Raw genomic sequence first — 25,330 nt, 5'->3', positions numbered from 1 at the left:
TTATGTGAGGTTGTACGTGGTGTTGATCTCGTCCGTGTGCTCGCCGGGCCTGGGAGCGGCCTGGCCGGAGTAGATCTTGTCGCAGTTGATCCGGATGGGGCAGCGGGTCGTGTCCATCTCAGCCCCGCTCTCTCTGGTGAGGGTCTGCACGAACTCCAGCGCCTGGAAGCCGGCTTCGTCGCGCAGCTCGCTCCAGCTCAGGACCGGCGCGCACCAGTAGTCCATGGGTACGAGGCGATCCAGCCAGTACTGGGTGGTCTGGGAGGTGAGGTGTTTGGCGAGCACGGCCTTGATCTCGTCGCGCTTCACGAACCACTGCTTGTTGTCGGTGTATTGGGCCAGCTTGGGACACTCCACGATCTCGCCGAGCTTGGGAATGTCGCCCATGGACAGGGCCAAGTGCCCGTCCGCGGTCTGGTACACGCCGTAGGGAGCGCCCAGATAGGCGTTGGCGTTGTTCACGGCCGAGCGCTGCGGCTGCTTGCCGCCGTCGTTGAGGTGGCAGGTGAGGAGCTCGAACTGCATGTCCAGGGTAGACTCCAGCAGGTTGACCTCCACGCGGCCGCCCTCGCCTGTGACGCCACGGCGGACGAGGCAGGCGAGGATGCCCTGCACCAGGTGGGCGCCGGTGATGATGTCGGAGACGGACAGACCGATGGGCACAGGGCCCTGCTCGGCTTCTCCGCTGAGCCAGGCCAGGCCGGAGCGCGCCTGGATGAGCAGGTCCTGGCCGGGCAGGTTCTTCCAGGGGCCCTCGGTGCCGTAGCCGGTGACCGTGCCGTACACGAGCCCGGGGTTGAGCTCCCTGACCGAGTCGTAGTCCAGACCGAAGCGCTGCATGACGCCGGGCCGGAAGTTTTCGATGAGCACGTCGGCCCTGGTCACCAGCTTCCTGACCCGGGTCAGGTCTTCGGGGTCCTTGAGGTTGGCGGCGTAGCTCTTCTTGTTGCGGTTGATGGTATGGAAGAGCGCACTCTCCCCGTCGAACTCCTGATCGGAAATATACAGACTTCTGCCCAACTCGCCTGTTCCAGGACGCTCGACCTTGACCACCGTGGCGCCAAGGTCGGCCAAGCGCAACGCAGCGGAGGGTCCGGCCAGAAACTGACTGAAATCAAGAACAAGCAGTCCTTGCAAAGGCAATGTGGCCATTATCGTTTCACCTGATGGTTAAGTGTTTACAACCGTGGGGGCGGCTGTCTTGCACCGCTCCGGCAAATTCATCAAGGTGCGCCCCGCATGCGAAGCGCACCTGTCGTATCAACAACCCGTCACTCGCAGTCTGGCGGGATCAGAATCTCTCACAAAACCGGTCGTCGCGCCGAGCACGAGCGGGTCGGATTCGGGCAAGGAAACCGGAACAGACGTAGTGGGCCCTACGTCGATGCAGGTTGACGAAGCCGGAATCCGGGCAAGCCGTGCACACGCAGACAAGGTTTTGTCAGCGGCTCTAGTCCAGATGATAGACCTCTTCCATGGAGGCCCAGAGCTCGCCTTCCTTACGCGTCTCCAGCGGGGTGAGGCAGGGAACGCACTCGGCCCACCACTCCTGGGTCTTGGGGTCGGCGGCCATTTTGGCCATATCGGCCTCGAAGTCGTCGCCCGTGTACTCGAAATAGGAGAAGAGGTAATCGTCCTTGAAATAGATCGAGTAGTTCTGGATGTTGCACTGCTTGATCATGTCGTTGATCTCGGGCCACGGGGCGGCGTGCAGCTGCTTGTAGTAGTCGATCTTATCGGGCTTGGCCTTGATGACTCCACCTATGCGCATGACGTTGGACATATGCGTATCCTCCTGCGTCAGGTTATCGTTGCAGTTGATAGATCCGGGCAGCGTTGCCGGAGAAGAGTTTTTCCTGGAAGGACTCGGACCGCGCCGCCGTGATGGACAGCAGGGCCTCGACCCAGGGCCGGGCTCCGAGAGAGAGCTGGCAGACCGGGTAGTTGGAGGCGAACATGATCCTGTCCTCACCGAACACATCGAAGCAATGCTCCAGAGCCGGGGCCAGGGTTTCGCTGCTCCAGTCGCCGAACACGTTGAGGCCCGAGATCTTGCAGCTCACGTTGGACAGCGCACCCAGGGCCTCGATGTCCCTCTTCCACTGATCGGCATAGGTGGCCTGCCCAGGGGGCGGGTTCTTCGCGGCAATGCTCACGGGGTCCACGTTGCCCATGTGGTCCAGCACAACGGACGTGTCCGGGCACTGCTTTGCCAGCTGGACAAGGTCCGACAGCTCGGAAGTGCGCAGGCAGCCCTCGAAGAGCATGCCCTGCTCTCCCAGTATGCGGACGTTGCGCACAAAGGTCGTGTCCAGGCAGGCTCCCTTGAGACTCGAATCCACGTGCAGCACATGGCGCACGCCGCGGATGCACGGATGGTCGCGATACGCGCCGAGCCGCCGGGCCGCCTCGGGCAAGGCCAGGTCCGCCGAGATAACCGCCGCCTCGAAGGCCGATTCTTGGTCCCGGCAGACCCGGGCGATGTACTCGGCCTCCTGCTCCCGCTGCTCCGGAGCCACATCCACTTCCACATAAACGGCCTTCTCGATTCGCCAGCCAGGTCCCTGCCCCATATCCCGCATGTAGTCATCCTCGCTGATGCTCTTCTTCAGCGCGGGAACGTCGTCCAGCCAGGGCAGAGAGAACCTGGACAGATCCCAGACGTGTACGTGTACGTCGGTGATATGTCTCATCGTATCAAGCTCTTATGGTTACGTGGCAATAGCCGGGCTACGCGGTGTAATCGACCGGCGTCGCGCCGGAGGCCGAAGACTCGTAGCAGGCTTCCACCACGCACATGGTCTTCCAGGCGTCTTCCACGCTATTGGTGTAGTTGAAGGAGGGGTCCTCCAGCTTTTTCTGCAGGCCGCCCATGGGGCCCATGAAGGCCTCGGGGAACCAGGAGCCCTCGATCTCCATGGTGCGCCAGCCCTTGCCGTCGTCCAGCACGTACAGGAACTGGTCCACCGAACCCTTGGGATAGTTGAGGATGACGCCGATCTGGATCTTGACCGCACCCTTGGTCCCCTCGATCTTGAAGAAGCACTCCTGCTGATCCGGGGCATAGTCGTGGCCGTGGTTGGTGGAGATATTCGCCCTGACCACATCCCCGTAGTCCATGATTATGGACGAGCGGGTCTGCGCCAGCTCCATCATCTTGGGGTGCTTCATGGTCTTGCACCACACGCCCGAGGGATCGCCCAGGATGTTGCGCACGGCGTCTATGTAATGGATGCTGTGGTAGTTGATCTCCATGCGCTCCTTCTCGAAGAGGAAGCTCCAGAGGTTCCACGGCGTTTGGCAGACAACGCGCATCTCCACATCATGCACCTCGCCGAGCAGCCCTTTCTCCGCCATCTGTTTGGCCGCCACCATGAACGGGGCCTGGCGGAGCTGGAAGTTGATACCGGCCACGAGCTTGCGTTCCCGGCAGGTCATGAGGATTTCCCGGGCCTCCTCGATGCTCTCCCCCATGGGCTTCTGGATGAGCACGCCGGCGCCCTCGGGCAGGTGTGTCAGGATGCCCATGATCTCCGAGGCGGGCACGGCTATGTCGAACACGGCCCCTTCCTTTTCGCCTGCCTTCACAAGGTCATCGAGGTCCTCATATACGCTGGGGATGCCCCACTTCTCTGCAGTGCTGCGGGCCTTGTCGGCATTGACGTCGTACATGGCCAGGACAGGGAAACCGGCTTTTTTCCAGGCAGGCAGATGCGCATCGTTCACGATTCCACCGCCGCCGATGCTGACCACGGGGCGCGGCTTTTCGGGCATGGGAGGCAAGGTGCTGACGCCTACATCTGCAGGATGAGTATGCATTTCCTTTCTCCTTATATGGCGCTTTTAGGCGAGGCTGTTGGCGTAACCGACTATGATGACGGATATAAGCAGGATGGCGTTGCCGATGTTCATCACCCGCAACGGCTTCTTGAAGCCCTTCCACTCGCCGGTCTTGATGCCCCAGAAGTTGCTGATGACCAGGGCCAGGGACAGGAACACGATCCAGCCGATGACCGTTCCGAGATCGCCGAGCAACGCGGCGGACTTGCCGTAGAGCCCAAGGGCGGCGAACCAGAGGGCACCGGTCAGAATCGCCTTGAAGTAGGCGAACCCGGCGCCCTTTTTGGTGAAATCATCGTACGACTTGTTCTTGAAAAGGATGTAGAGGGCATAGATCACGTTGGCCAGGAAGCCGCCCGAGGCAAAAACGATGACGTAGGCGATGAGGCTGGCGCTCACGGGATTGACCCCGGCGGCCACGGCCAGGTCGCTCGCCGTGTGCGCATAGGAATATCCCACGTTGATGGCAGCCGTTCCAAAGCCCGAGATCAGGGCGAAGAGCAGACCCACCATGAACTTCTCGTTCAGGGTCACGCTGGCGTCGGTCTTGCCCTGCTTGTCCTTGAGCAGACCGGCCTTGGTGATCACGCCCACACCCACGAGCATGACGGCCATGCCGAGCAGGAGGATGACCATCGAGTTCGTTGACGGCAGGTCGTTGAGGATGAACAGGGGGATGAGCGCGCCCAGAGAGCAGCCCACGCCCGTGTTGATGCCCACGGTGAGCGAGAGGCCGATGTAATCGATGGACTTGCCGTACCAGATGGCGCTGACGCCCCACAGGAAACCGCATGCCGCGGCGACCCAGAGCACGCTGGAAGGCGTCGCCCAGATGTATGTGGCGAAGTGGGGCACCTCAAGGGATGTCCACAGGATGGGAAAGCACAAGATACCGATCACGGAAAATACGACCCAGAACGCTTCCCAGGAAAATGGCCTGTAGTTTTTCATGCCCAAGCCAAAGCTTCCCTGGAAGCCACTTGCGACTAAGAGTACGAAGAAACCTGAAATCATCTTGATCGCCTCCTCTTGGAGATTACGATGCCCAATCTCTTGTCTACGTCTGGCCTTTTTTCTTTGCCGGGAACGACGTTCGTTCCCGGCAAAGAAGTCACTCGATATACGCTTTCCACGGGCGCGCATGGCCGTGACAGGTGGTGCACCACCTCACGAGCACGCGCACTGGTTGGCGCACGTATCCTCATCCACGTCGAAGTACTTGTAGGGTAGATCGAACTCGCGATGGCCCAGGGCCTCGGGCTTGGAAGGCTTCCCTCCAGCCACGGCAACCACCCGCTCGAATATCTCGTTTCCCACCTCCTGGAGTGTGCCGCGTCCCTCCAGCACGCGTCCGGCGTCGACATCCATGTCATTCGACAAGTTTCGGTATGTCAGTGGGTTGGCGCAGACCTTGATGGTGGGGATGATGGCGCTGCCGGCTACCGAGCCGCGCCCCGTGGTGTACAGCATCAGGTGGCAGCCGCAGGCGGCCATCTCCAGTATTTCCGTAACGTCGTTGAGGTTCGGGAACCCGAAGCGGGGCTCGCCGTCCGGCACCACGTCCAGCAGGTACAGCCCTTTGCCGGCAGGTATCTGGCCGGGCTTGATGATGCCGCTGATGGCGCAGGAACCACTCTTGGCGTACGCCCCCATGGACTTCTCCTCCTGGGTGGTCAGGCCGCCTTCGGCGTTGCCCGGGGCGAAGCTGCCATGGCCCATGATGGTGTAGTACCGGGCGGCCTTGTGCACCGACTCGACAACCGCCTCGCCCAGCGCCGGAGTTACACTGCGCTGGCGCATGGTCTCCTCACAGCCGATGAGCTCGCCGGTTTCCTCGAAGACGCCCGTGCCGCCTTCGGCGATGAAGCGGTCGAAGAACAGCCCCACAGCCGGGTTGGCCGTGACGCCGCTGGTGGCGTCGGAGCCGCCGCAGACCGTGCCCACCACCAGCTCGTCCAGATGCATGGGCGCCCTGGGAGTCTGCCGGATCTCTTCAAGCATGGCCGAGAGCGCGGCGCGCCCCTTGGCGACGCTGCTGGCAGTGCCGCCGGATTCCTGAACCACGATCATCTCCACCGGCCGGCCGGAGCTCTTGACGGCTGCGTAAAGGGAGTCCCGCGGGAAGCTCTCGCATCCCAGGGAAACGATGATCACCCCACCCACGTTGGGGTGGGTGCAGAGTTGACGCATCATGCGATTGGCGTGCTCGTTCGGGTAGCAGCCGTTGAAGCTGATCTCGTGGACGTCGTCCCCGGCGTCTTTGGCGATCTCATGCGCTATGTGGGACGAGCACTTCACCAGGTTGGCGACAACGACACGATTGCGAATTCCCTTTCTGCCATCCTTGCGGACAAACCCGTTACCTATGATCATGCTCTTCCACCTCGCACGGGGTCGCGTCGAATCCATTCGTGCTTCTGAGATACGTCGGGATATAGCTGCTCTTCATGTTGTGAAGATGCACATGGGCGCCTGGCTCTATGTCCTGGGTGCTTCTGCCGATCGGTACGCCATATCTGATGATCTCTTCGTTCGCGCCAATTCTGCGGAGCGCCATCTTGTGAAACGGTGCGATATCATCGCGCACTTCAATTTCACTCCCGCCCATCTCGACACGCTTTCCAGGGCTCAGATGCTGCGTCGCTATGGCGATGTTGTCGTCCTCATGTATCTTGAGACAAAGCATTGTCGTCTTCCTGTCTTGGTCTTGTTGCATTTGTTTTTCCGGCACTAGTTCATCATGTTCGGCAGCAGCAGCGTTATCTGCGGAAAGAACGACAGCAGCAGAAGGCATACGATGAGTGCGATGTAAAAAGGCAGCGCCGTCTTGAAGAACTCCAGCACACTGGTGCCGCTGAGACCGGTTACAAGAAGCATTACTGTTCCGACTGGGGGTGTAAGCGTGCCGATAGACAGGTTCAGAATGATCACCAGGCCGAAGTGGATCAGGTCGATACCCAGCGCCTCCACCGTGGGCTTCAGCAAGGGCACCAACACGATGAGGATGGCGTTGCCCTCCAGGAACATGCCCATGACCAGGAAGATGGCGTTGATCATCAGCAGGAAGAGGACCGGGCTCGTGGTCACATGGGTAATGGCCGTGGCCATGTTCTGGGCCACCTGCTCCCACGAGAAGATCCAGGCCAGCGCCGAGCAGGCCATGATGATGATCATGACCGACGCCGTGGAGCGGGTCGTCTCCATGAGCGCTTCGAGGATGTGCCGCGGCCGCATCTCCTTGTAGACGAACAGGCCGATGCCGATGACGTAGGCCACGGCCACGGCGCCGGCCTCCGTGGGCGTGAACACGCCGAACCGGATACCGCCGATGATCACCACCACCAGGGTCAGCGCGGGCACGGCGTTCTTCAGGGTCGTGAAGAACTCCTGGGACGTGACGCGCTCGCACCGGGACGGGGCGTATCCTTTCTTTACGGACACGAGGTACGCGGTGAACATCAGAGCAATGGCGCACAGCAGCCCGGGCAGGATGCCGGCCATGAACATCTTGCCGATGGAGACATCCGCGAGAAAGCCGTAAATGATGAGCGCGATGCCCGGAGGAATAATAGGCGTGATGAGCGAGCCCGACGCTGTGACTGCAGCAGCGAACGACCGGCTGTAGCCGCAGCGCTCCATCTCTGGCAGCAGCATCTTGGTGAGCATGGCGCAGTCTGCGAGGTTGGACGCGGAAAGACCGCCCATCATGGTGCTCAGCAGGATGTTGGCCTGGGCAAGACCGCCGCGGTACCGGCCCACCAGCATCTCTGCCAGCCCCAGCAGCCGCCTTGTAATGCCGGTGTGGTTCATCACGGTGCCGAGCATGATGAAGAACGGCACGGCGAGCAGGGACAGGTTTTGCGACGAGCCGACGAGACGTTGCACGGCGATCGTTGGCGGCGCGCCGTTGTTCGTCAGGAAGTACAGAAATACGGCGCCGATGACGGCGACAAAGATGGGGAGGTCGATGGCGAAGCCCAACAGCATGGCTGCGCAGATGATACCAATCGTCATTGGGCCAGCTCCTTGTTCTCTATGTCACCGTGCTTCATGATGCTGTAGATGTTCATGATGGAGAAAAGCGCCACGCCTGCGGCTCCCACGGGAATGGCGTAGTCGTAGTACGCGAAGGAAAAGCCGAGAACGTTGGTGATCTTGAACTTCACCTGGAGGGCGAGCTGCGCGCCGTACCAGCTCAGCAGGGCCATGACGGCGATGGTCATTAGCTCCAGGAAGATCTGCAGAATGCTTCTGGCTCGGCCCGAAAGATGCGAAGAGAGTATGTTGATGGTCAGATGGGAGTTCGTCCGCTTTGCCGATGCGCAGCCCAGCATGATCGACCAGAGGAAGAGTATGCCGTTTACTTCCTCCGCCCATTGTATGGGGCTGGACATGATGTAGCGCTGAAACACGGCAGCCACGGTCAAGATCATTATGGCTCCCAACAGCGTGGCCGAGACGACATCGAATATCTTGAGAAGATCAGTACGCCGCATGCGTCTTTTCCTCGTGCGCCAAAAGGTTATGTGGGGCCGGCCCGAAGGCCGGCCCTGTCAAGCCTCACGCTGACTATTGTTCCAGGAGTTTCTGAACCTTGTCGTACAGACCAGGCGTCCATTCAGGGAACTCGTCGTAGACGGACTTGGTGGCTTCCCGGAACGGTGTGGTGTCAACCTCGACCACGGTGACGCCCTCGTTTTTCATCTTCTCGATGATCGCCATGTCCTCCTTACCGTCAGCAGCCAGCAGCTGCTTGCTGATGTCGCCGGCCTCGTCGCCGGTCTCGTGCAGGAGCTGCACCGTCTCAGGAGGAAGGGTGTCGAAGAAGGCCTGGCCGCCGACCCACTGCGCCGTCATGGTCATGTACCCGACGAGATCGAGATAACGGGCAGGCTCGAAGAACTTCTGCCCGTAGATGACAGGCAATGTATTCTCCGCGCCGTCGATGACGCCCTGCGTCAGGCCCGGGTAGACCTCGCTCAGGGGCATGGGAGTCGGCGTTGCGCCCATGGCCTTGAGGGTGGCGATCTGCATCCTGTTGTTGGGCACGCGAATCTTCAAGCCGTGCAGATCTTCAGGCTTTTCCACGGGTTTCGTGGTCAGCAGATGGCGAACGCCGAACATCCAGTTGGGCGTGACGATGTGCAGGCCCTTCTGCTGCAGTTGTTCGTCGAGGCCCTTGAACCAATCTGTCTTGAAGAGCTTGAAGATGTCCTTCGCGTCCTTGGCCAGGTAGGGGCCGACGAGGATGCCGAAGTCCGGGACGTAATCCGCGAGAAAGCCGGCGTCGGTGATGGTGATGACGTTGACCCCCATCATGGCCATCTCCAGCACGTCCTTTTTGCTGCCGAGCTGGGAGCTGGGGTAGAGTTCGAGCTCGACCTCGCCGTTGCTGCGCTCCTTCACCAGGTCCGCCCATTTGTGGGCGACAACGTCGAAGGGCTCGCCCGGGTTGTTTTCGTATGCCAGCTTGACCACGGTTTTCGCCATGGCGGCGCCGCTGAAGCAGAGACAACAGACGGCCAGTGAGAGGAGAGAGACGACGGCAGACTTCCGAAGAGACATTGCAAACCTCCATTGCAAGAATGTTTGGACAACCCTCTAATCGCGCACACCCGAAGCCATCCGCTCACGCGTGCCTTGTTCCGTGGCTGGAAAGGCGCGCTCCGCGCGGAGGGGGTATTATCCGGCCGCCAGACGGGACGAACCTGACGAGGCCACGGGAAATACGGGCATGTGCGCGACGGCTTCTAGCTCCATACGTCCTCCGAGGTGCCCAGGGCCCTCGAAATGTTTCGCGCAGTTTCCACCACGCGTTGGCGCAGCAGTTCGACGCGGTCGTCACCGATTTTCTGGACCACGCTCGAAACGCTCAGCGAGTAGCGAACCGAGCCGTCCGGGACAAAAATGGGCGCGGCCAGACAGCGAATCCCGATGATGTCTTCCTCATCATCCATGGCCCATTGCTGATGCTTGACGTCGGCCAGGTGGTTCCGGAACTGGTCCTTGTCCACAAAGGACTTGGGCGTGATCGGCAGGAATTCGAGGGACTCGATGAGCTCGTCCTGACGCTCCCGTGGCAGCCAGGCCAGGAGAACCTTGCCCATGGCCGAACGGTTCAGGGTCAGGCGCTTGCCTTCCCAGGAGTTGATAAGGATGTCGTCATGCGGATCGACCTTGAGCAGATACACGGCCTCGTTGCCGTCCAGGGCGCCGAGATGGCAGGTTACCTTTTCCTGCTGCGAGAGCTGCTGCAGACGTGAGATCGCCTGATCGCGAATGGAGACCTTGGACACGGTGATGGTGCCCAGCTCGAAAAGCCGGAACCCAAGCGTGAACTTCTGCCCGCCGGGCAGGCGCCTTACAAAGCCGATCTCTTCAAGTGTCAGCAGCAGCGAGTACACCGTACTCTTGGGCAGACCCAACGCGGACATGATCTCGGCCATATCCGCTTCGTGCTTGCTGAGATAGTCCAGTATCTTGTTGGCGCGAATGAGCGCCGGCACCTGGTATTTGTTTTCTGCCATGACGAGCCCCCCGAATTTGCGGTTTAAGCCGAAACGCCCTCGAAGCGTTTCAGGGCCTTCTCCATCAGCGGCTTGAGCTCCTGCTTCACAGACTCAAGCTTTTCCTCGTCCGTTGTGCCCAGAGGCAGCAGCGGCGGGCCCATCTCGAAGCCGCGAAGTTCGAGCGCAAGCTTGAATCCCACGGGGAAAGGAGCTGCAAACATGGTGCGCACGAGGATGAGAATCTCCCGCTGCAGCGCCTTGGCTTCCTCGACGTTTCCGTCCATCCAGGCGTCGTAGGCGCCGACCATGATCTCGGGGAAAATGCCCGACGATGCGGTGATGCAGCCCTTGGCTCCCATGAGAAGGCTTGGGATGAGGTTTTCTTCCCGGCCCGTGAGCATCTGCACTTCGCCGCCGGCGCGCTGGATGGCGTCCGTGAAGTGCAGGAAGTCAACCATGCTACCGCTGGAGTCCTTCATCCCCACCACGTAGTCCTTGGTGCTCAGGCTGGCGGCGGTTGCGTAGTCCAGCGGCTGGGTGAACAGCGGAATGTTGTAGAGAATCAAAGGAATACCGCTCTCCTCGCCAATGGTTTCGAAGAACCGCTGAACCATGGAAGGCGAGGGCTTGAAGTAATATGGCGGCGTGACCACCACAGCTGCGCAGCCGAGGGATGCGGCGTGCTTGGCAAGACGAATGCACTCCTGCGGGTACGAGCCCACCACACCGGGCGTTACCGGAATGCGCCCTGCGACCTGGTCGACCACGATGTCCATGCAGCGGCATTTTTCATCGTGATCCATATGCAGCCCTTCGCCCACGGAACTGACCGGAAAAATTCCGTGCACGCCCTTCCCGATGCAGAACTCCACGAGTTTTCGCAGCTCGGCCTCGTTCACGCGAAGGTCGGCGGAAAACGGCGTCAACAGAGCCGGATAAACGCCTTCTGGTCGAAACATAACGATATTTTCTCCTTGATGATGTGTTCACATCCAAGCGCCCATGGCAGGCACGTTTTGAAGTGATTTATGGCGAAGATACTCTGATCCGCCCCTTGGTCAATATACAGAATCAAAGTTTATTATACTGAACAGTGGCTAGGCGCGACAACCAATCCTCGCAAATAATTCTTTAATTACAGGATACTATCAAGACAGAAGAAGAACTCCTCTCCTCCGGATGCAGCCGCTAGCGTGGCTTCGTTCACAACCGCAGGAGGCAAGACGCAGGGCCAGGAAGTGCATCCAGAACGTCGAAGGGGGCAAAATACGAAGCCCCGGAAAAGACATCCGGGACATCGCTTGATGGTCAACTGAGGGTGCTAAAATTGAGGCAGGAGCGTGGAGCGAAAATGCAGCCAGGCTACTGGGATGGGAGCGAATACTGAGGCAAAAAGAAAAGGCATTCCTAAGGAATTACCTTAGCGAATGCCTGTCAGACTCTCCTCTGACCCAAGAAGAGCGCGCTACCTGGGAACAATACCGCGCCGTACTGCGGGTATAACGGCGCTTGATAGCTTCCCAAGAGAAGGACCGGAGCCCTGTGGCTTGCGCGGCCCGTGTGAGTATTCAGGGCCGTTGTCGCAACGAATCACTTGCGGTGCAGCACACAATCTGCTGTCTGCGGTGAAAAAAAATCACACGCGGGCACCTCCTGGGAAAAGACGCCCGCGTGGCGGCAATATTCCGTATTACAAGACGCTTTTACCATGTTGTTCGCGCATTTCGGCAACGGCAGCAGTAAGAGCGTCACCATCCAGAACCATTTCCATCATGCTGATCTGATCTTCCCAGATCTGCGGATCGGCTTCAGCTTTCAGAAGCGGGTCCAGAATGTGGTACACTGGGAGTCCCAACGAGACTCCAGCCAAGGGACCTGCAAACGTAGGGTCACCAGCGGTGACGGTTTCCGCATAAATGCTTGCACCTTCCGCATCGGATGCGCCAATGATGACAATCAGATTGTCAACGCCGAACTTTTCGGCGGCGTCCTTGATGCGTTGCTGGTTTTGCAGATCCATGGCGCCTGCCGCCGTTCAGACGAAGCATTCGGTGGCGGAAAAGGCCACCTCGGCTCCACTGCCGGCGAAAACGCTCTCCATGGCTGGGCTGGGAACTCCATCCCGTTCGCCCATAAGGATCAGTTTCTTACCGGTCAATTTACTCACAATTCTTACCTCGCGATGTTATTGGTTATCGTCGGACCCACCATGATCTTTCATCATCCTGTTCCGTCAGGTCCGCAAAAAGCAGGGGATTGCATGCGGACATCTTGCCAAAGCGACCACAGCGTTTCTTGCATATGGACAACAATCATCAACGGGCGTGCACACCTCCTGTACAATTTCTGATTGTCCTGCTTTTGTGTCTCTATGATCCAGCACTTTGGGCGTAACGTTCTATGACAGCCTCCTAGAGCATCGTATCTGCATTTTCCTTGATGGATTCAATAGAGACGTCGTCGCCAACAAGACGTTGCACGCACTCTCCGCCCTTGTAGAAAAGAAAGGTGGGAACGCTTATGACCTTAAGTGAAATGCACAGACGCCGGTTGCCCGCCACGTTCACCTTGCAGAACTTGATCTTGCCATCATACCCTTCCGCCAGCTTTTCCACGTCCGGCATAAGCGCCAGGCAGGGTCCACACTGCGGGCCCCAGAAATCAAGCACTGTTGGACGATCACTTTGCGTCACTTCCGCCTCAAAATTGTCCTTATCTAGCTCCAGCATTTGTACTCTCCTTGACTATAAGAGGATTACCCGACTCAATGCTTGCCGCCGGAATGGAACAACGTCTGCGTCCTACAGATACCCAGCCTTCTTCAGAACGCCGATGGCAGCATCCTTGACCGCGCGTTGAATGCGAACCACAGGGCCAGTGCAGCCCATGGCCGTTTCCGCATAGATTTTTTCCTTCCATAACGAGTACATGGCGGCTTCCATGTCCAGGACATCAACGCCGGCGATTTCCTCATCGACTGGGACCACTGGTGGTTTTTCCGGAATCTGCTCCGCAGCGGCGGCCTTTGGCTTCAAGGCTTCCTGCTCTTCATCAAATCCAGCGGCTCGCGCAGCCTTGAGCTCCGCAGCCACGACATCCGGAAGCCCGCCCTTGGCGGCTCTGGCGGTGAGGGCGAGCGCGCCGGCGATGACAGGCGCACCAGAAGCACGGGAGACAATGGAAACGATCTTGTTCCAGCCCTCTCCAACGGAGGGGCCATACCCCCACCCTGTGGTCTCGTATTGGCCGGCAGTGGTGAAGGTGGAAAAGACCTTGGACAGCACGTTTCCGGTAAGCGTGTCGCAAACCAGCACATCCACGCTCCCTGCAACCAGGTCGTTACCGCGCAGCAGCGATCCCCCGTCACCGCGTCCGCTCGTCCCGAAGGACACGGCATAGCCCCTGTCCTTCATGCGGGAAAACGCACGCAGCACCGGTCCCGCGCCGTCTATGTTCAGAAAGGCCAGCGAGGGTTCCGCAACGCCGCAGGCCTTGGCAACGGCTATGCCGTACACCGCGTTGCGCAGCAGGCTCTCTCCCCGCGAGTGCGCAGTGGTGCCGGTGCAAGAGGCGATAAACATGGGCTTGCCTCTGCCGGGCGTCATTGAGCGTCCGATGGTAGCGACACCAATGGGAAAGGGAAAATGCATGGCGACCAGGCCGGAGACTGCGCCATCGCTCAATGCTTTTTCCACACCGGCATTGAGCTCCGCCTCGCTGTCCGGGGTTTCAATCCATTCGAGATCGTCGAACCCGGGCATGCGTGGACCGATAGCCACGACGCGCAGACCGGCGTTGTCTTCTTGCGCCATGCGGCCGCCGCGCAGGATTTCCTCCTGCCCAAGCTCGCTCCCCGTCGCCATAAGACCGATTTTGACAACCGGACCGCCATGCCGCGCCTTATCCACGACGGAGGCAAGCGCCTCGGCTATGAGATGTCTTTGGGATGCATTCATGGCCTTACTCCTTGAGTTTGACCGCGAGTTCGCCCAAGACGTCGAGGAGAACGCTTTCAACCTCTTCTCGAGAAACAGAAGCCACGCCTGCCTTCTTGCCCGTAGGCTTTTCCACCATAAAGGAAGCGCCATCCGCCAGATTGGTCATGCGGCCGAGAAACAGGCTTCCCTTGCCAATGATCATGGCCCGGTTCAACGTACCGGCCTTAATCGCATCAACGGCGTGGCCCAGAAAAGGCACCCCGGATGGTATATGCCCCTGCGTGGGTGCAAATCCGATCAGCCCGTGCTTTTTCACAAAGGTCGGGATTTCGGCCTTTTCGTACTGGCCTTTCATCACCGCCAGCGCCGCGATCATCTTGTAGTTGGCCTCCGGGACATTGCCCGCCCCGGCGGGAACCGTTACTTCCGGGTCGTGCAGTTCCGGGGCGTACTTATCCACATCCGTAAACGTCAGACCTGCGGCCTGCAGCGGATTCCACACCAGGGCCATGGTTACGGCCTGCGGGGAAGCGCCGGCTCCCACCGTGTGCTTGCCGAGCGCATCCAGCCGGATAACAGGGGTCTGACCGTCATCCTCGGTAAGCAGCAACGCGAAACACCCCATGACGTTTTCCATGGGAGGGACTTTCTTTTTCACGTGCTCGCGCGCGTTCATGTAGAGCTTCGGGATGGAACCGCCGCTGACAACGGCCACATTCTTACGGGCGCCTGCCGCGACCATGCTCCCGGCGGCGATAATGGCGGCCACCGGAGCCGCACAGAACGCGCGCAGGTCGAATCCGCTGGCATTCACGCATCCGGCGCTTTCCGCAATGGCCTTGGCAATGTTGCCGCCGCCGCGCTGATTGATGTCGCCGGCGGCCTCTTCGGAACAATCCACCACAAAATCTATATCCGAAGGCTGCAGGCCCGCGTTTCGGATCAGGTGCATGAGCGAAAGCGTGGCGCCGGCCTTGGATGCGATGTTTTCGAGCAGCACATGTGCGGTAAGATTCTCGTCGACATCATGCCCCTTGCGACAGCAGCCGATGACATTCCCGTTGAAATACAACGGCAGCGCCCCATTCTCCGATACTTCCTTTTCGACTTCCGCCGGATCATGGCCTTGCTCCAGTCGCTTCAGCTGGACCTCGTTCATCAGGGGATGGGCTTCCAGCTTCGCGCGTACGGACGCGGCAAAGCTCTGCTCCAGCCAGATCAAATCGAAGACGTCGCAGATATCCAGGAGACCGAGAAATTCGTCTTCCGGCATGATCTCGCCGTACTTGCCGAAACGGACGGGTTCTGTTTCCAGATTCTCAAGACACGGCTTGGCGTGGACCGCCAACTCCTCCGTGCTCAACACCCCGATATACGTCAGGTTCGGCGCGTAGCTGCAGACCATGTCGTACGGCACGATTGCTTCTTCCAGACCAGCGAGAAAGGGAGAATCCGGGGTCGCATGCCGTTCCTGGTACGGCGTGGACCCATAACGCAGTCCGATCTCCTGGGCGTAATTAAGGCAATAGGCAGTAGCTTTGACGGCCACAGTTGCCATGGTGTTCTCCTTGATTAATAGGCCGTTGGCAGGCGAATTCATGGTCTCCCCCGGAGGGAACGGGATCTGCGTTCATGTCTATAACCTCGCGAGCCCACACCCTTCCGGGCATCCTCAATGCAAAACCAGAGCTCGCCCTTGCCTGACAAAGGGTAGAGTCAATGCAACAGGTCAACATTGACCGGCAGTTATCCAATGGTATGCGGACATGGCGGCTATGGCTCCATCGGACACGGCGGTGATCACCTGGCGCAATGGTGTTACGCGCACATCCCCGGCAGCGAAGAGACCGGGAATGGATGTCTGCATTTTTGCATCCGTTTTGACCCATCCGCCCTCCTCCCGTTCGCACAGCTCTCCCAGGCATTTGGTGATGGGAAGAACCCCGACAAACACGAAGACACCTTCGACTTCGATATCTTTCAGCTCGCCGCTTTTTACGTTTTTCACGGTGATGCTTTCCACGAGCTCGGAGCCATTGATGCTTTCCAGCACGGAGTTCCAGACCGGCTCGACCTTGTCGTTGCAGGCCGCACGCTCACAGGCCATCTTGTCTGCGCGGAACTCGTCGCGGCGATGCACGATGTAGACCTTTGACGCGAACTGAGTCAGGTAGCAGGCCTCTTCAACCGCCGTGTTGCCGCCCCCGATAACCGCTATGACGCTGTCCTGGTAAAACGCGCCATCGCAGACCGCGCAGTAGCTTACGCCAGCGCCTGTAAACTCCTTTTCACCCTTCACGCCGAGACGGCGAAAGGCCGCGCCAGTGGCCACGATAACGGCCTTGGCCGCGATTTCACCTTCGGACGAGACAACCGTGAATGCGCCGTCCCGGGGAACAATCGCCTTCACCGTGCTCTTACGGAATTCCGCGTTGAAATACTCTGCATGCTCGCGAAATGACTTTGCCAACTCCGGTCCGCTGATGTGTTTCTGGCCGATATAGTTTTCGATCTCACTGGTAATCAGGATTTGCCCTCCGCAAATTCCCTTTTCCAGGACCACGAGATCCAATCCGGCGCGCTTGCCATACACAGCAGCAGCCATTCCAGCTGGCCCTCCGCCGATTATTACAAGTTCACGTTCTTCCATAACATTTCTCAGAGTGTTTATTGCCTATAGTTAAAAACAATTTTTCAACGAACGCAGCACACCCAACAGTTCCGGACGTCGCGTCAGCCAGCAATCCTCAGCATAAATTCGCCACTATATCTCCATGCAATAGCGCTATACAGATCACTACAATGCGGAACACACATTTTGCGCACATGCTTCCAGAGTTACGCATCACGCTGTATGCCAGCCGGCTGATCATCTACAGTGGCGTAAAACAAGAACATGTGAAATTTAGAGCAAATGCCATGCCATTGAGGAGCTCCCTCTAAACGCCCCAAAAACCTATCTCTACAAGGAAATGTATCGATATACATAATGGCTTCGATCGACAAACGGCATACTTCATATTGGAAAAAACAAATATTTTGACGAATTTCATAATTTTTTTATAAATACAAAAAAGACAAGTGGGGGGCCCTGCGCCATGGATATTTCTCGACGCAAACACCCCACGCAAAACCATCTGGAGCTCCTGGTGCTTGGGAAAATATTAGATAACTGCAGTGATCTGTCCCAGTTGCTGGATGTTTTCCACATGCTTTTCGACGCCAACCAGGTGGGTATCACCATCATTCGGACCGATGGGACGATCATCTACTATAATGATGCCCAGGCACGTCTCGACGGGCTCTCGCCCAAGGACACCCTGGGCAAGGCCATTTGCGATGTTTACAATTTTACGCCCGGACACAGCCCCACCATGCGGGCGACGACTACCGGAGAACCCGTCTTTGACAGCGTTCATTACTACCGCACCAGACACGGCAGGCTGGTAAACTCAGCCAACTCCATCTACCCGCTGTGGTCGAACGGCGTTCTTCTGGGCGCCATCTGCTTTATTCAAAGCTACAGCGTCATTGGGAGGCACGTAGGGTTCCTGCAGGAGTCGGACGAATCCACCCCTCCGGAGACCTCGCTCCTCCAGCAGCAGACCTCCGAGAGATCGCATTACATGTTTTCTTCGCTGATCGGAGAGAGCCCCCTGCTGCTGGAGGCTGCAAAGCTGGCCCAAAAAGTCTGCCAGTCGTCGTCTTCTGTCATGCTGGTAGGCGAGACAGGCGTGGGCAAGGAGATATTCGCCCAGGCCATTCATTACGAAGGGTACCGGCGTTCCAAGCCCTATACGGCGATAAACTGCTCCGCCTTGCCGGAAACACTGCTGGAGGGCATTTTATTCGGTACGACCAAAGGGGCATTCACCGGAGCCGTGAACAGGCAGGGTCTTTTCGAGGCCACCAATGGAGGCACACTCTATTTGGACGAAATAGACTCCATGCCTATTTCCCTGCAGAACAAACTGCTTCGGGTCCTCCAGGAAAGGAAGGTACGACGGGTCGGAGAGGGAAAGGAGCGCTCCATAGATGTGCGTATCATCAGCTCCGTGGGCACAAACCCTGTGACCCTTGTAGAGGACGGGTTGCTGCGCCGGGATTTTTATTACCGGCTTGGTGTGGTTAAAATCCAGATTCCTCCGCTTCGTTCCAGACCGGAGGACATCCACTTACTAGTGCAGCATTTTGTCAAACTGCACAGTGAAAGGCTCGGCATCCCCATCCCCCTCATCACTCCGGAAGCCATGGCGATTTTCTACTCCCACACCTGGCCTGGAAATGTGCGCGAGCTGGAACATGCCATCGAGGCCAGCCTGTCTATTGTTGAAGCGGGCGATCACCTGGAACCTTCTCATCTCTACCGTGCCGTCCCGGACTTCAACCCCATCAACCATCCGGATGAAGCCACAACACCTTGGCTCGCGTTTCAAGACTCTCACATGGTGAATCAATCGCCCGATGCTTCGGAAAGCCAGGCGCAGGAGGCGCCGTATCCGCCCCTGGCGACCTTTGACGAGGCTGCGCCCCTGGCTGCTGCCGAGACCAATGTCCCCGCGCCCGCTCAGGCCACGAATGAAACAGGGGGCATCTTCACTCTTTCCGAACAAACGCGAGCCGTTGAAGCCTCTTCCATTGAAAAAGCGCTTCGAACTTCGGCGGGCAATGTGGCCATGGCAGCCAGGCTGCTCGGCATCTCACCCCAACTCATGCATTATAAAATGAAAAAGTACGGCATTGCCAAAAACGCATTCATACCCGGCAGCCTTTAGCCGGCACCCCTTCTACAGCGGGTGAAAAGAAGCGGACACGAGCTGCACACCACGCCGCTTCTGCCAGTTCTCGACCTCTCTCACGCCTCTGTCCTCTATTCGTAGATTAAAAAATTTTTTCCTTTCGTATATATTTTTTGTATTTCTACAAAAAATTGTGCCGCGGACGCTTGCCCGGTTACCATCTGTTCTGAGGACAACTCTCTAAGCTACTCAGATAACGCATCAAAAATAAACCAGCCGCACAATAGAAGGCAAAGATTCTTCATGGCATGTGCCTTGCTATTTTATTCACAAATAGCAACTGCCAAGGAAAGCCATGAAGACCTATTCCCATCCATACAGTCTGCCACTTCTGCGGGCAGCTTCTGCAAGGGCCGCAGAAAACAGGCTGCTCGCTCTATATTACAGGGAATGGGCTACTTTTCTGGAAGGCCTATTTTCTTGACTCAATGATCACGAGCACCTGTCAGGTGCACTCCATACCGAAATAGACGACATCCAGCGTAAACTCGCCATTGCAAGAGACTCCGGTGACGTTTGTGGGAAGCTTTCCCGCAACACCGGAGTCTCTTTGCGTTTGGCGACGACATACGAGGAGGGAAAGACACCATTTAGAACATTGTAAGTGACTATTCGTAATTCCAATCACTATTATTGGAGGTGTTATATGAAACTCGAATTGCACAAAGCTGCAGTCAAGGATGCACAATGGGGAGACAGAACCCATGTCGACGGCGGAGTGCTCTACATCAACAAGGAAGAGGCTGTCGCCATTATCATGAATGACAGCCGCTTCAAAACGGCGGATCTGGTGATCGCGAGACCTGGAGAAAGCATCCGCATCATTCCTGTGAAGGATGCGATTGAACCGCGCATCAAGATGGACGGCAGCGGCTATTTCCCGGGTTTTTGCGCCCCCATGTCCAGAGCCGGGGAAGGTGCGACGTTCGTACTGGACGGCGCGGCCGTCGTTACATGCGGCCCGATCGTCGCGTTCCAGGAAGGCTTCATCGACATGAAGGGTCCGGCGGCGGACTATACGCCCTTCTCCAAGACCGTGAACATTGTCATGGTGGTCGATCCCGTTGATAAGCTCGATCCACATGAATACGAAGCGGCATTGCGAGAGACAGGGCTCCGTCTGAGCGTGTATCTCGCCAAGGAGTGCATGGACGCCAAGCCCGATGTCGTCGAGGTGTACGAAAAGGACACCATTGATCGGGAAAGCGCCAAGTATCCGGACTTGCCCAAGGTCTTATACCTCTGCATGTCCATCACCCAGGGCCTGCTGCACGACACCTATGTCTACGCGGCGGATCTGCGTCCGGCTTTGCCGACTCTGCTGCACCCCTGTGAAGTGTTGGACGGCGCAGTTGTCTCCGGCAATTGCGTTTCCGCCTGTGACAAGAACACAACCTATCACCACGTGCACAACCCCGTGGTGACCGAGCTCTTTGCCCGTCACGGAAAAGACATCAACTTCCTCGGCATGGTCCCCACCTTGGAGAGCACCATCCTCGCAGGTAAACAGCGCTCGGCCCTGATGAACCTCACCTTGTCCAAGGAGCTGGGAGCCAACGCCGTCATCATCACGGAGGAAGGCTACGGCAACCCCGACACTGATTTTTGCCTGAACGCAAAACTGCACGAGGACGCGGGCATTGTCGCCGTTGTCATCTCAGACGAGGCAGCGGGCATCGATGGCAAAAGCCAAGGCATTGCAGACTCCACGCCTGAGCTCGTGTCCTTTGTTTCAACCGGAAACGTCAATGAAATGATTGAAGTTCCGGCCATGGACCAGGTCATTGGCGACGACAGAGCCATTGCCAACCTCTCCGGTGGCGCGGAGGAAAGTTTGCGCCAGGACGGATCCATGTTCATCGAGCTGCAGGCCATTATCGCCTCTACGTGTGAAATCGGCTTCAGCAACGTTGGCTGCGAAGACATTTAGCGAGGCAAGCATGAAATACCGTATAGTGCATTATATCAACCAGTTCTATGCAGGCAAGGGCGGCGAGGACAAAGCTGATTACAAGCCTGAATCCGTCCCCAACCCTGTGGGACCGGGCAATGAAATCAGCCGCCTGCTTCGGGAACTTGGCGACGAGGCCGAACTGGTGGGCACCGTCATTTGCGGCGACACCTACTATGGTGAACACATCGAAGAAGCCCGTGCCACATGTCTTGGCATGGCAGAAGCACTCAAACCGGACCTGCTCATTGCCGGACCAGCGTTCAATGCTGGTCGCTACGGCGTGGCCAGCGGAGACATAGCCGTATCGGTGGGCGAAGAACTCGGTATTCCCACTGTCGCGGGCATGTTCGAGGAAAACCCGGGCGTGGAGCTCTATCGGAAGGGGTGCTACATCGTGCCCAACTCGGAAAGCGCCCGTTCGATGAAGAAGGATCTTGCGGCCATGACAGCACTTGGCCTCAAGCTTCTGAAAAAGGAGCCCATGGGGCCGGCCAGGGAAGAAGGCTACTTCTCCCGAAACATCCGCAAATGTTTTTTCAAGGATGCAAGCGGCGCGGCCCGCGCCGTGAACATGATGCTGGCCCGTTTGAAGGGCGAGCAGTTCCTTACGGAATACGAGATGCCGGTTTTCAAGAAAATCACGCCGGCCGCTCCCATAAAGGACATGAAAAACGCAACCATCGCCATCATCAGTTCCGGCGGTGTGGTGCCCACTGGCAACCCGGACCACATCCGGGTGTCTTCCGCAGATAGTTTCGGCAAGTATGACATCTCACAACTGGATGATCTTACTCCGGAAAACTTTGAGTCCATCCACGGCGGGTATGACCGCGCCATGGCCAATCTCGATCCGGACTGCATTGTGCCCGTTGATGAATTGCGCAAACTGGAGAAGGAAGGCGTTTTCAAGAAGCTCCACCCCTTCTTTTACACCACCACGGGTACCGGCACGAGCGTCAACAACGCCGAACAGTTCGGGCAAGACATTGGCGCGCTTCTGCGCAACGCGGAGGTGGATGCCGCCATCCTCACATCCACTTGAGGAACCTGTACTCGATGCGGTGCATCGATGACGCGGGAAATCGAACGTGTTGCCGACATTCCTGTTGTGCAGATTGCCACCATCGTCCCCATCATGCTCACTGTTGGGGCAAACAGGATCGTCCCTGGGGTCGCCATCCCTCATCCGGTGGGAGATCCTCTGAAAGGTCCGGAAAGAGACCATTCCATTCGGCGTAGCCTCCTGCTCAAGGCGTTTGAAGCCATGCAGACTGAAATTACGGAGCAGACCGTTTTCTAATAGTCCCGAGCCCCCGGAACGGCAGTGCTGTTCCGGGGGTTTTGCGTAAAAGGTGCAGTTTCATGAAAAGACATCCCACATCAGGTCCGCCATCTTTCGCATGTTTTCATGCGTGGAAACATCGGGCTTGCAGTGGCTATGAAGGACAACTCATGGAGTACGTCATTCTCACCAACAATGGCAGCATCATCGGGACAGACCTGCAAGACTTCGCAGTAATCCACGTGCCTGGTGGCATTGAAGCAATATACGAGGCCATCAGCGATCACCTGCAAAATGGTTATGCCCTGGTATCATCCCCGCTGCCAGCCAATGTGCCCTTGATCCGTTCGCCGATCCGCAGTGTCATTCTGGAAAAAAACTCGCGCAAGTACGACGCGCAAGGCTTGATCACCTTGGAGAAAGCCAAGGCACGGACAGCCATCGTTGGCGTTCATGACACTGGACGCACACGATTCGATCTCGAATGCATCAACAAGGATCAATTGTTGTTGGCCATCAGGCAATTGAAGGAATTCGACCTGTGTTCCCGACTTGAATACAGCATTGAACAAGATGGAGTTACGCCTTCATAAAAGCAAGTTGCACCTTTGAACCTCCAACAGAGAGGAATGCGTAATGAACAAAGGTTTGGTCTTGACCATAGCAGGGGCAATACTTGCATTTCTGATAGGCTCTGGGTTCGCTTCAGGCCAGGAAATTCTGCAGTATTTCGCTGCGTATCAATATCAAAGCATTCTTGTGGGCATTACTATTATTCTGGTGCTCGCTTTTGCCAACTACTGTTTTGTCTACGCCGGCAACCGTGAGAAATTCACCAAGGGAAGCGAAGTGTTCAACTATTTTTGCGGCCCGTTTTTCGGGCGGCTCTTTGACTATTTCGCTGCCATCTTCTGTTACATGTCTTTCGTGGTCATGCTCGGCGGCATTAGCGCCACGGTAGAACAGCAGTTCGGCATTCCCGGCGCGATCGGCGCGGTCGGACTTGCCATCTGCGCCGGATTGACGGTTATTTTCGGCCTGAATACCATCGTCAACATTATCAGTAAGATCGGCCCCGCCCTGATGATTCTGGCCATTCTGATCGGCATATGTGCCCTTGCCCGTTCATGGGGTTCGCTCGCCGAAGGAGTCATGCTGATCAAAACCAAGCAGGTCACAGTCATGCAGGCCTCCACACACTGGCTCTTTGCGGGGTGTTCGTATGGCGGGTTCTGCCTGGTATGGCTCGCAGGCTTCATGGCCCAGCTTGGCTCTGAATACGAGCATAACGGCAAGGAGCTGCAACTCGGGCAGATCCTCGGCGTGTCCCTGCTCGTTTTCGCCTGCATCATCGTGAGCTTGGCGCAAGTTGCCGACATCCGGGACGTTGCCGGAACCCAGGTGCCCAATCTGATTCTGGCGCAAAAGCTGGCGCCTGTGCTCGCCCATGTATTTGCCGCCATCATCGTGCTGAGTATTTACACGACGTCTTGCCCGCTTCTCTGGACCGTATGCGCACGGTTTACGGAACAAGGCAGCAAGGAATACAAGGGATTGACCGTTATACTCGCTATCGCGGGCTGCTTTGTGGCACTTAAAATTCCCTTCAACACCTTGGTTAACTACATCTATGTGCTTAACGGCTACGTGGGCGCACTCCTTATCATCTTTATGGCCATCAAAATGGTCCGCTTACGCTTCGGCGCGAGCCCTGCGCCCGTCGGAAAAAGCCTCTCTGAACCATAGCCTGCCGCCGGGGCCATAGGAGTCTGAAAGAACGCGCTGTCTCATACAGCCCGGCAATTATCACTCGGAGCGGGATGCGAACAGCATTCCGCTCCGACGTGTTTGTTCTCATACAGAGGCGGCCCCGGTTCTTCGGACCACTCGCGGTGATTCTAAAGAGGACAGGTCATCAGACTACGCCGCCTTTTCAGTCCGGCCAGAGGAGTCTCCTCTTTGGCCTTCGGCCTCGATAAATATTTATCGTCTTGCCACCACAAGCGAAAACCGTCGCCTTGTCTTATAGAAATCAAACACCCCCTTCCCGTCGAACCATCCCGAAAAACAACGGCGTCCCCCATGTGGTTGTCGTCAAATTCCTTGCGCAGCAGGTCATAGTAGGCCTTGTCCTGGGCTGGGATTCCTGACCTGTGGGCTGCTCTGCTTGCCCGGGCGGCTTTTGATGCGCCGCCCGCTCTTCCGCGACGGCTTGTTCCACCTCTTGCCTAACGTCCATGGCCGGCCTCTCGCGCATCTCGCGCCGGCCGCTGCAAGAATTGTAAAGTTGTAAAATTATTAAACGTCAGACTTCGCGCAAGAATCGCGCTCGATAGTACCCGTGAGCCGGAAGGCCCTGGGAGGACCCAAGCGTCCAGCCTCGAACCGGCTGTCGACGTTAGACCTTTTCTCAGCTTTTTCTTAGGAGGGGGTGTGGGGGGAAAGACGAGGGGCGAACCCGATTGCGGATGCAGCCGCGGGCGCGGCTGCGGTCAGGACCGTAGGCCGACAAAGCAGGAAGGCCCGGAAGCGCAGCCAGGGACGTCGCACCGGGGGCAAGTGAGGGGCAAAAACTTGAGGCGGAGATGATGCAGCCCTGCTCCCTGTCTTCAATGTCGTAGAAGTTTGACAGGATGGGGGCAAATAGGGGGCAAAAAGAAAAAAGGACTTACGGCAACTATGGCCGTAAGCCCTTGTATTCTTTGGTAGCGGGGCAAGGATTTGAACCTTGGACCTTCGGGTTATGAGCCCGACGAGCTACCGAACTGCTCCACCCCGCGTCACGTGAGCTGAGATATATAGACCTCTCGCCCCAGGTCGTCAAGCGTTCGGCTCATTTTTTCTCAAACTTTTTTAGATCACCCTGGCAAGGCCCGTGGTTACTTGATTTCTCCATAAAAATCCTGCTGCATCCACATCGGAAAGCGCCATTTTCAGCTTGGCGTTGCTCAATTCCGGCCGGTGTTCACCGGCTTCAGGGCCTGGTTGCTGCTTGCTTCGCCCCTATA

The 25,330-nt window shown here is 57.6% G+C and carries 22 protein-coding genes and 1 tRNA gene; 5 read left to right on the top strand and 18 right to left on the bottom strand.

Annotation, left to right across the window (positions count from 1 at the left end):
• The 17 genes from E8L03_RS00960 to trxB form a co-directional block, all read right to left on the bottom strand.
• Complete coding sequence (locus E8L03_RS00960) at nt 1-1,152, bottom strand: CaiB/BaiF CoA transferase family protein (protein WP_144304835.1); 1,152 nt, start codon at nt 1,150-1,152, stop codon at nt 1-3.
• 298 nt (nt 1,153-1,450) lie between these two features.
• Entirely contained in the window at nt 1,451-1,783 is a 333-nt protein-coding gene (locus E8L03_RS00955; protein WP_144304836.1) for an L-rhamnose mutarotase, read from the bottom strand.
• Nucleotides 1,784-1,805: 22 nt separating this feature from the next.
• Complete coding sequence (locus tag E8L03_RS00950; protein ID WP_171266311.1) at nt 1,806-2,693, bottom strand: amidohydrolase family protein; 888 nt, start codon at nt 2,691-2,693, stop codon at nt 1,806-1,808.
• Between the two features lie 37 nt (nt 2,694-2,730).
• Entirely contained in the window at nt 2,731-3,819 is a 1,089-nt protein-coding gene (locus tag E8L03_RS00945) for a Gfo/Idh/MocA family protein (protein ID WP_216367926.1), read from the bottom strand.
• Nucleotides 3,820-3,843: 24 nt separating this feature from the next.
• Nucleotides 3,844-4,854, bottom strand: a complete 1,011-nt coding sequence (locus E8L03_RS00940) for an L-rhamnose/proton symporter RhaT (RefSeq protein ID WP_144304838.1) — start codon at nt 4,852-4,854, stop codon at nt 3,844-3,846.
• A gap of 153 nt (nt 4,855-5,007) precedes the next feature.
• Nucleotides 5,008-6,213: a UxaA family hydrolase gene (locus E8L03_RS00935; protein ID WP_216367925.1), complete on the bottom strand. Its 1,206-nt coding sequence runs from the start codon at nt 6,211-6,213 to the stop codon at nt 5,008-5,010.
• Entirely contained in the window at nt 6,200-6,526 is a 327-nt protein-coding gene (locus E8L03_RS00930) for a UxaA family hydrolase (protein ID WP_171266309.1), read from the bottom strand. Before E8L03_RS00930 ends, E8L03_RS00935 begins: the two co-directional genes overlap by 14 nt.
• 44 nt (nt 6,527-6,570) lie before the next feature.
• Nucleotides 6,571-7,854, bottom strand: coding sequence for a TRAP transporter large permease (locus tag E8L03_RS00925; protein WP_144304840.1), 1,284 nt, complete (start codon nt 7,852-7,854; stop codon nt 6,571-6,573).
• Nucleotides 7,851-8,336, bottom strand: coding sequence for a TRAP transporter small permease (locus E8L03_RS00920; RefSeq protein WP_144304841.1), 486 nt, complete (start codon nt 8,334-8,336; stop codon nt 7,851-7,853). Before E8L03_RS00920 ends, E8L03_RS00925 begins: the two co-directional genes overlap by 4 nt.
• Nucleotides 8,337-8,409: 73 nt before the next feature.
• Nucleotides 8,410-9,405, bottom strand: coding sequence for a C4-dicarboxylate TRAP transporter substrate-binding protein (locus E8L03_RS00915; RefSeq protein WP_171266308.1), 996 nt, complete (start codon nt 9,403-9,405; stop codon nt 8,410-8,412).
• Between the two features lie 185 nt (nt 9,406-9,590).
• A complete protein-coding gene (locus E8L03_RS00910) occupies nt 9,591-10,367 on the bottom strand; it encodes an IclR family transcriptional regulator (protein ID WP_171266307.1) in 777 nt (258 codons plus the stop codon).
• Between the two features lie 23 nt (nt 10,368-10,390).
• Nucleotides 10,391-11,308, bottom strand: coding sequence for a dihydrodipicolinate synthase family protein (locus tag E8L03_RS00905; protein WP_171266306.1), 918 nt, complete (start codon nt 11,306-11,308; stop codon nt 10,391-10,393).
• 731 nt (nt 11,309-12,039) lie between these two features.
• Nucleotides 12,040-12,516 carry a glycine/sarcosine/betaine reductase complex selenoprotein A gene (gene grdA, locus E8L03_RS00900; RefSeq protein ID WP_144304845.1) on the bottom strand — a complete coding sequence of 159 codons (477 nt, stop codon included), beginning with the start codon at nt 12,514-12,516 and terminating at the stop codon, nt 12,040-12,042.
• Between the two features lie 244 nt (nt 12,517-12,760).
• The gene (locus tag E8L03_RS00895) at nt 12,761-13,078 is read right to left on the bottom strand and encodes a thioredoxin family protein (RefSeq protein WP_144304846.1); all 318 of its coding nucleotides are present in this window, start codon (nt 13,076-13,078) and stop codon (nt 12,761-12,763) included.
• 72 nt (nt 13,079-13,150) lie between these two features.
• Nucleotides 13,151-14,305, bottom strand: a complete 1,155-nt coding sequence (grdD, locus tag E8L03_RS00890) for a glycine/sarcosine/betaine reductase complex component C subunit alpha (RefSeq protein WP_171266305.1) — start codon at nt 14,303-14,305, stop codon at nt 13,151-13,153.
• A 4-nt stretch (nt 14,306-14,309) separates the two neighbouring features.
• Nucleotides 14,310-15,845 carry a glycine/sarcosine/betaine reductase complex component C subunit beta gene (grdC, locus tag E8L03_RS00885; protein WP_171266304.1) on the bottom strand — a complete coding sequence of 512 codons (1,536 nt, stop codon included), beginning with the start codon at nt 15,843-15,845 and terminating at the stop codon, nt 14,310-14,312.
• 171 nt (nt 15,846-16,016) lie between these two features.
• Nucleotides 16,017-16,937, bottom strand: coding sequence for a thioredoxin-disulfide reductase (gene trxB, locus E8L03_RS00880; protein WP_144304848.1), 921 nt, complete (start codon nt 16,935-16,937; stop codon nt 16,017-16,019).
• 448 nt (nt 16,938-17,385) lie between these two features.
• Here trxB and E8L03_RS00875 point away from each other — a divergent pair, with 448 nt between their 5' ends.
• The 5 genes from E8L03_RS00875 (at nt 17,386) to E8L03_RS00855 (ending at nt 24,068) form a co-directional block, all read left to right on the top strand.
• Nucleotides 17,386-19,062, top strand: a complete 1,677-nt coding sequence (locus E8L03_RS00875) for a sigma-54 interaction domain-containing protein (RefSeq protein WP_171266303.1) — start codon at nt 17,386-17,388, stop codon at nt 19,060-19,062.
• Between the two features lie 670 nt (nt 19,063-19,732).
• Nucleotides 19,733-21,016: a glycine/sarcosine/betaine reductase component B subunit gene (locus tag E8L03_RS00870; RefSeq protein WP_144304850.1), complete on the top strand. Its 1,284-nt coding sequence runs from the start codon at nt 19,733-19,735 to the stop codon at nt 21,014-21,016.
• Nucleotides 21,017-21,026: 10 nt separating this feature from the next.
• The gene (locus E8L03_RS00865) at nt 21,027-22,340 is read left to right on the top strand and encodes a glycine/betaine/sarcosine/D-proline family reductase selenoprotein B (RefSeq protein WP_171266302.1); all 1,314 of its coding nucleotides are present in this window, start codon (nt 21,027-21,029) and stop codon (nt 22,338-22,340) included.
• 152 nt (nt 22,341-22,492) lie between these two features.
• Nucleotides 22,493-22,915, top strand: coding sequence for a GrdX family protein (locus E8L03_RS00860; protein ID WP_171266301.1), 423 nt, complete (start codon nt 22,493-22,495; stop codon nt 22,913-22,915).
• Nucleotides 22,916-22,958: 43 nt separating this feature from the next.
• Nucleotides 22,959-24,068, top strand: a complete 1,110-nt coding sequence (locus E8L03_RS00855; protein WP_144304853.1) for a YkvI family membrane protein — start codon at nt 22,959-22,961, stop codon at nt 24,066-24,068.
• Nucleotides 24,069-25,025: 957 nt separating this feature from the next.
• Here E8L03_RS00855 and E8L03_RS00850 read toward each other — a convergent pair.
• Nucleotides 25,026-25,102, bottom strand: a tRNA-Met gene (locus E8L03_RS00850).
• Nucleotides 25,103-25,330: the final 228 nt, after the last annotated feature.

The sequence above is a fragment of the Oceanidesulfovibrio marinus genome (assembly GCF_013085545.1).
GTDB lineage: Bacteria > Desulfobacterota > Desulfovibrionia > Desulfovibrionales > Desulfovibrionaceae > Oceanidesulfovibrio > Oceanidesulfovibrio marinus.
The sequence above is the reverse complement of the archived record's forward strand: the minus strand, read 5'-3'. Positions and strand labels throughout refer to the sequence as shown.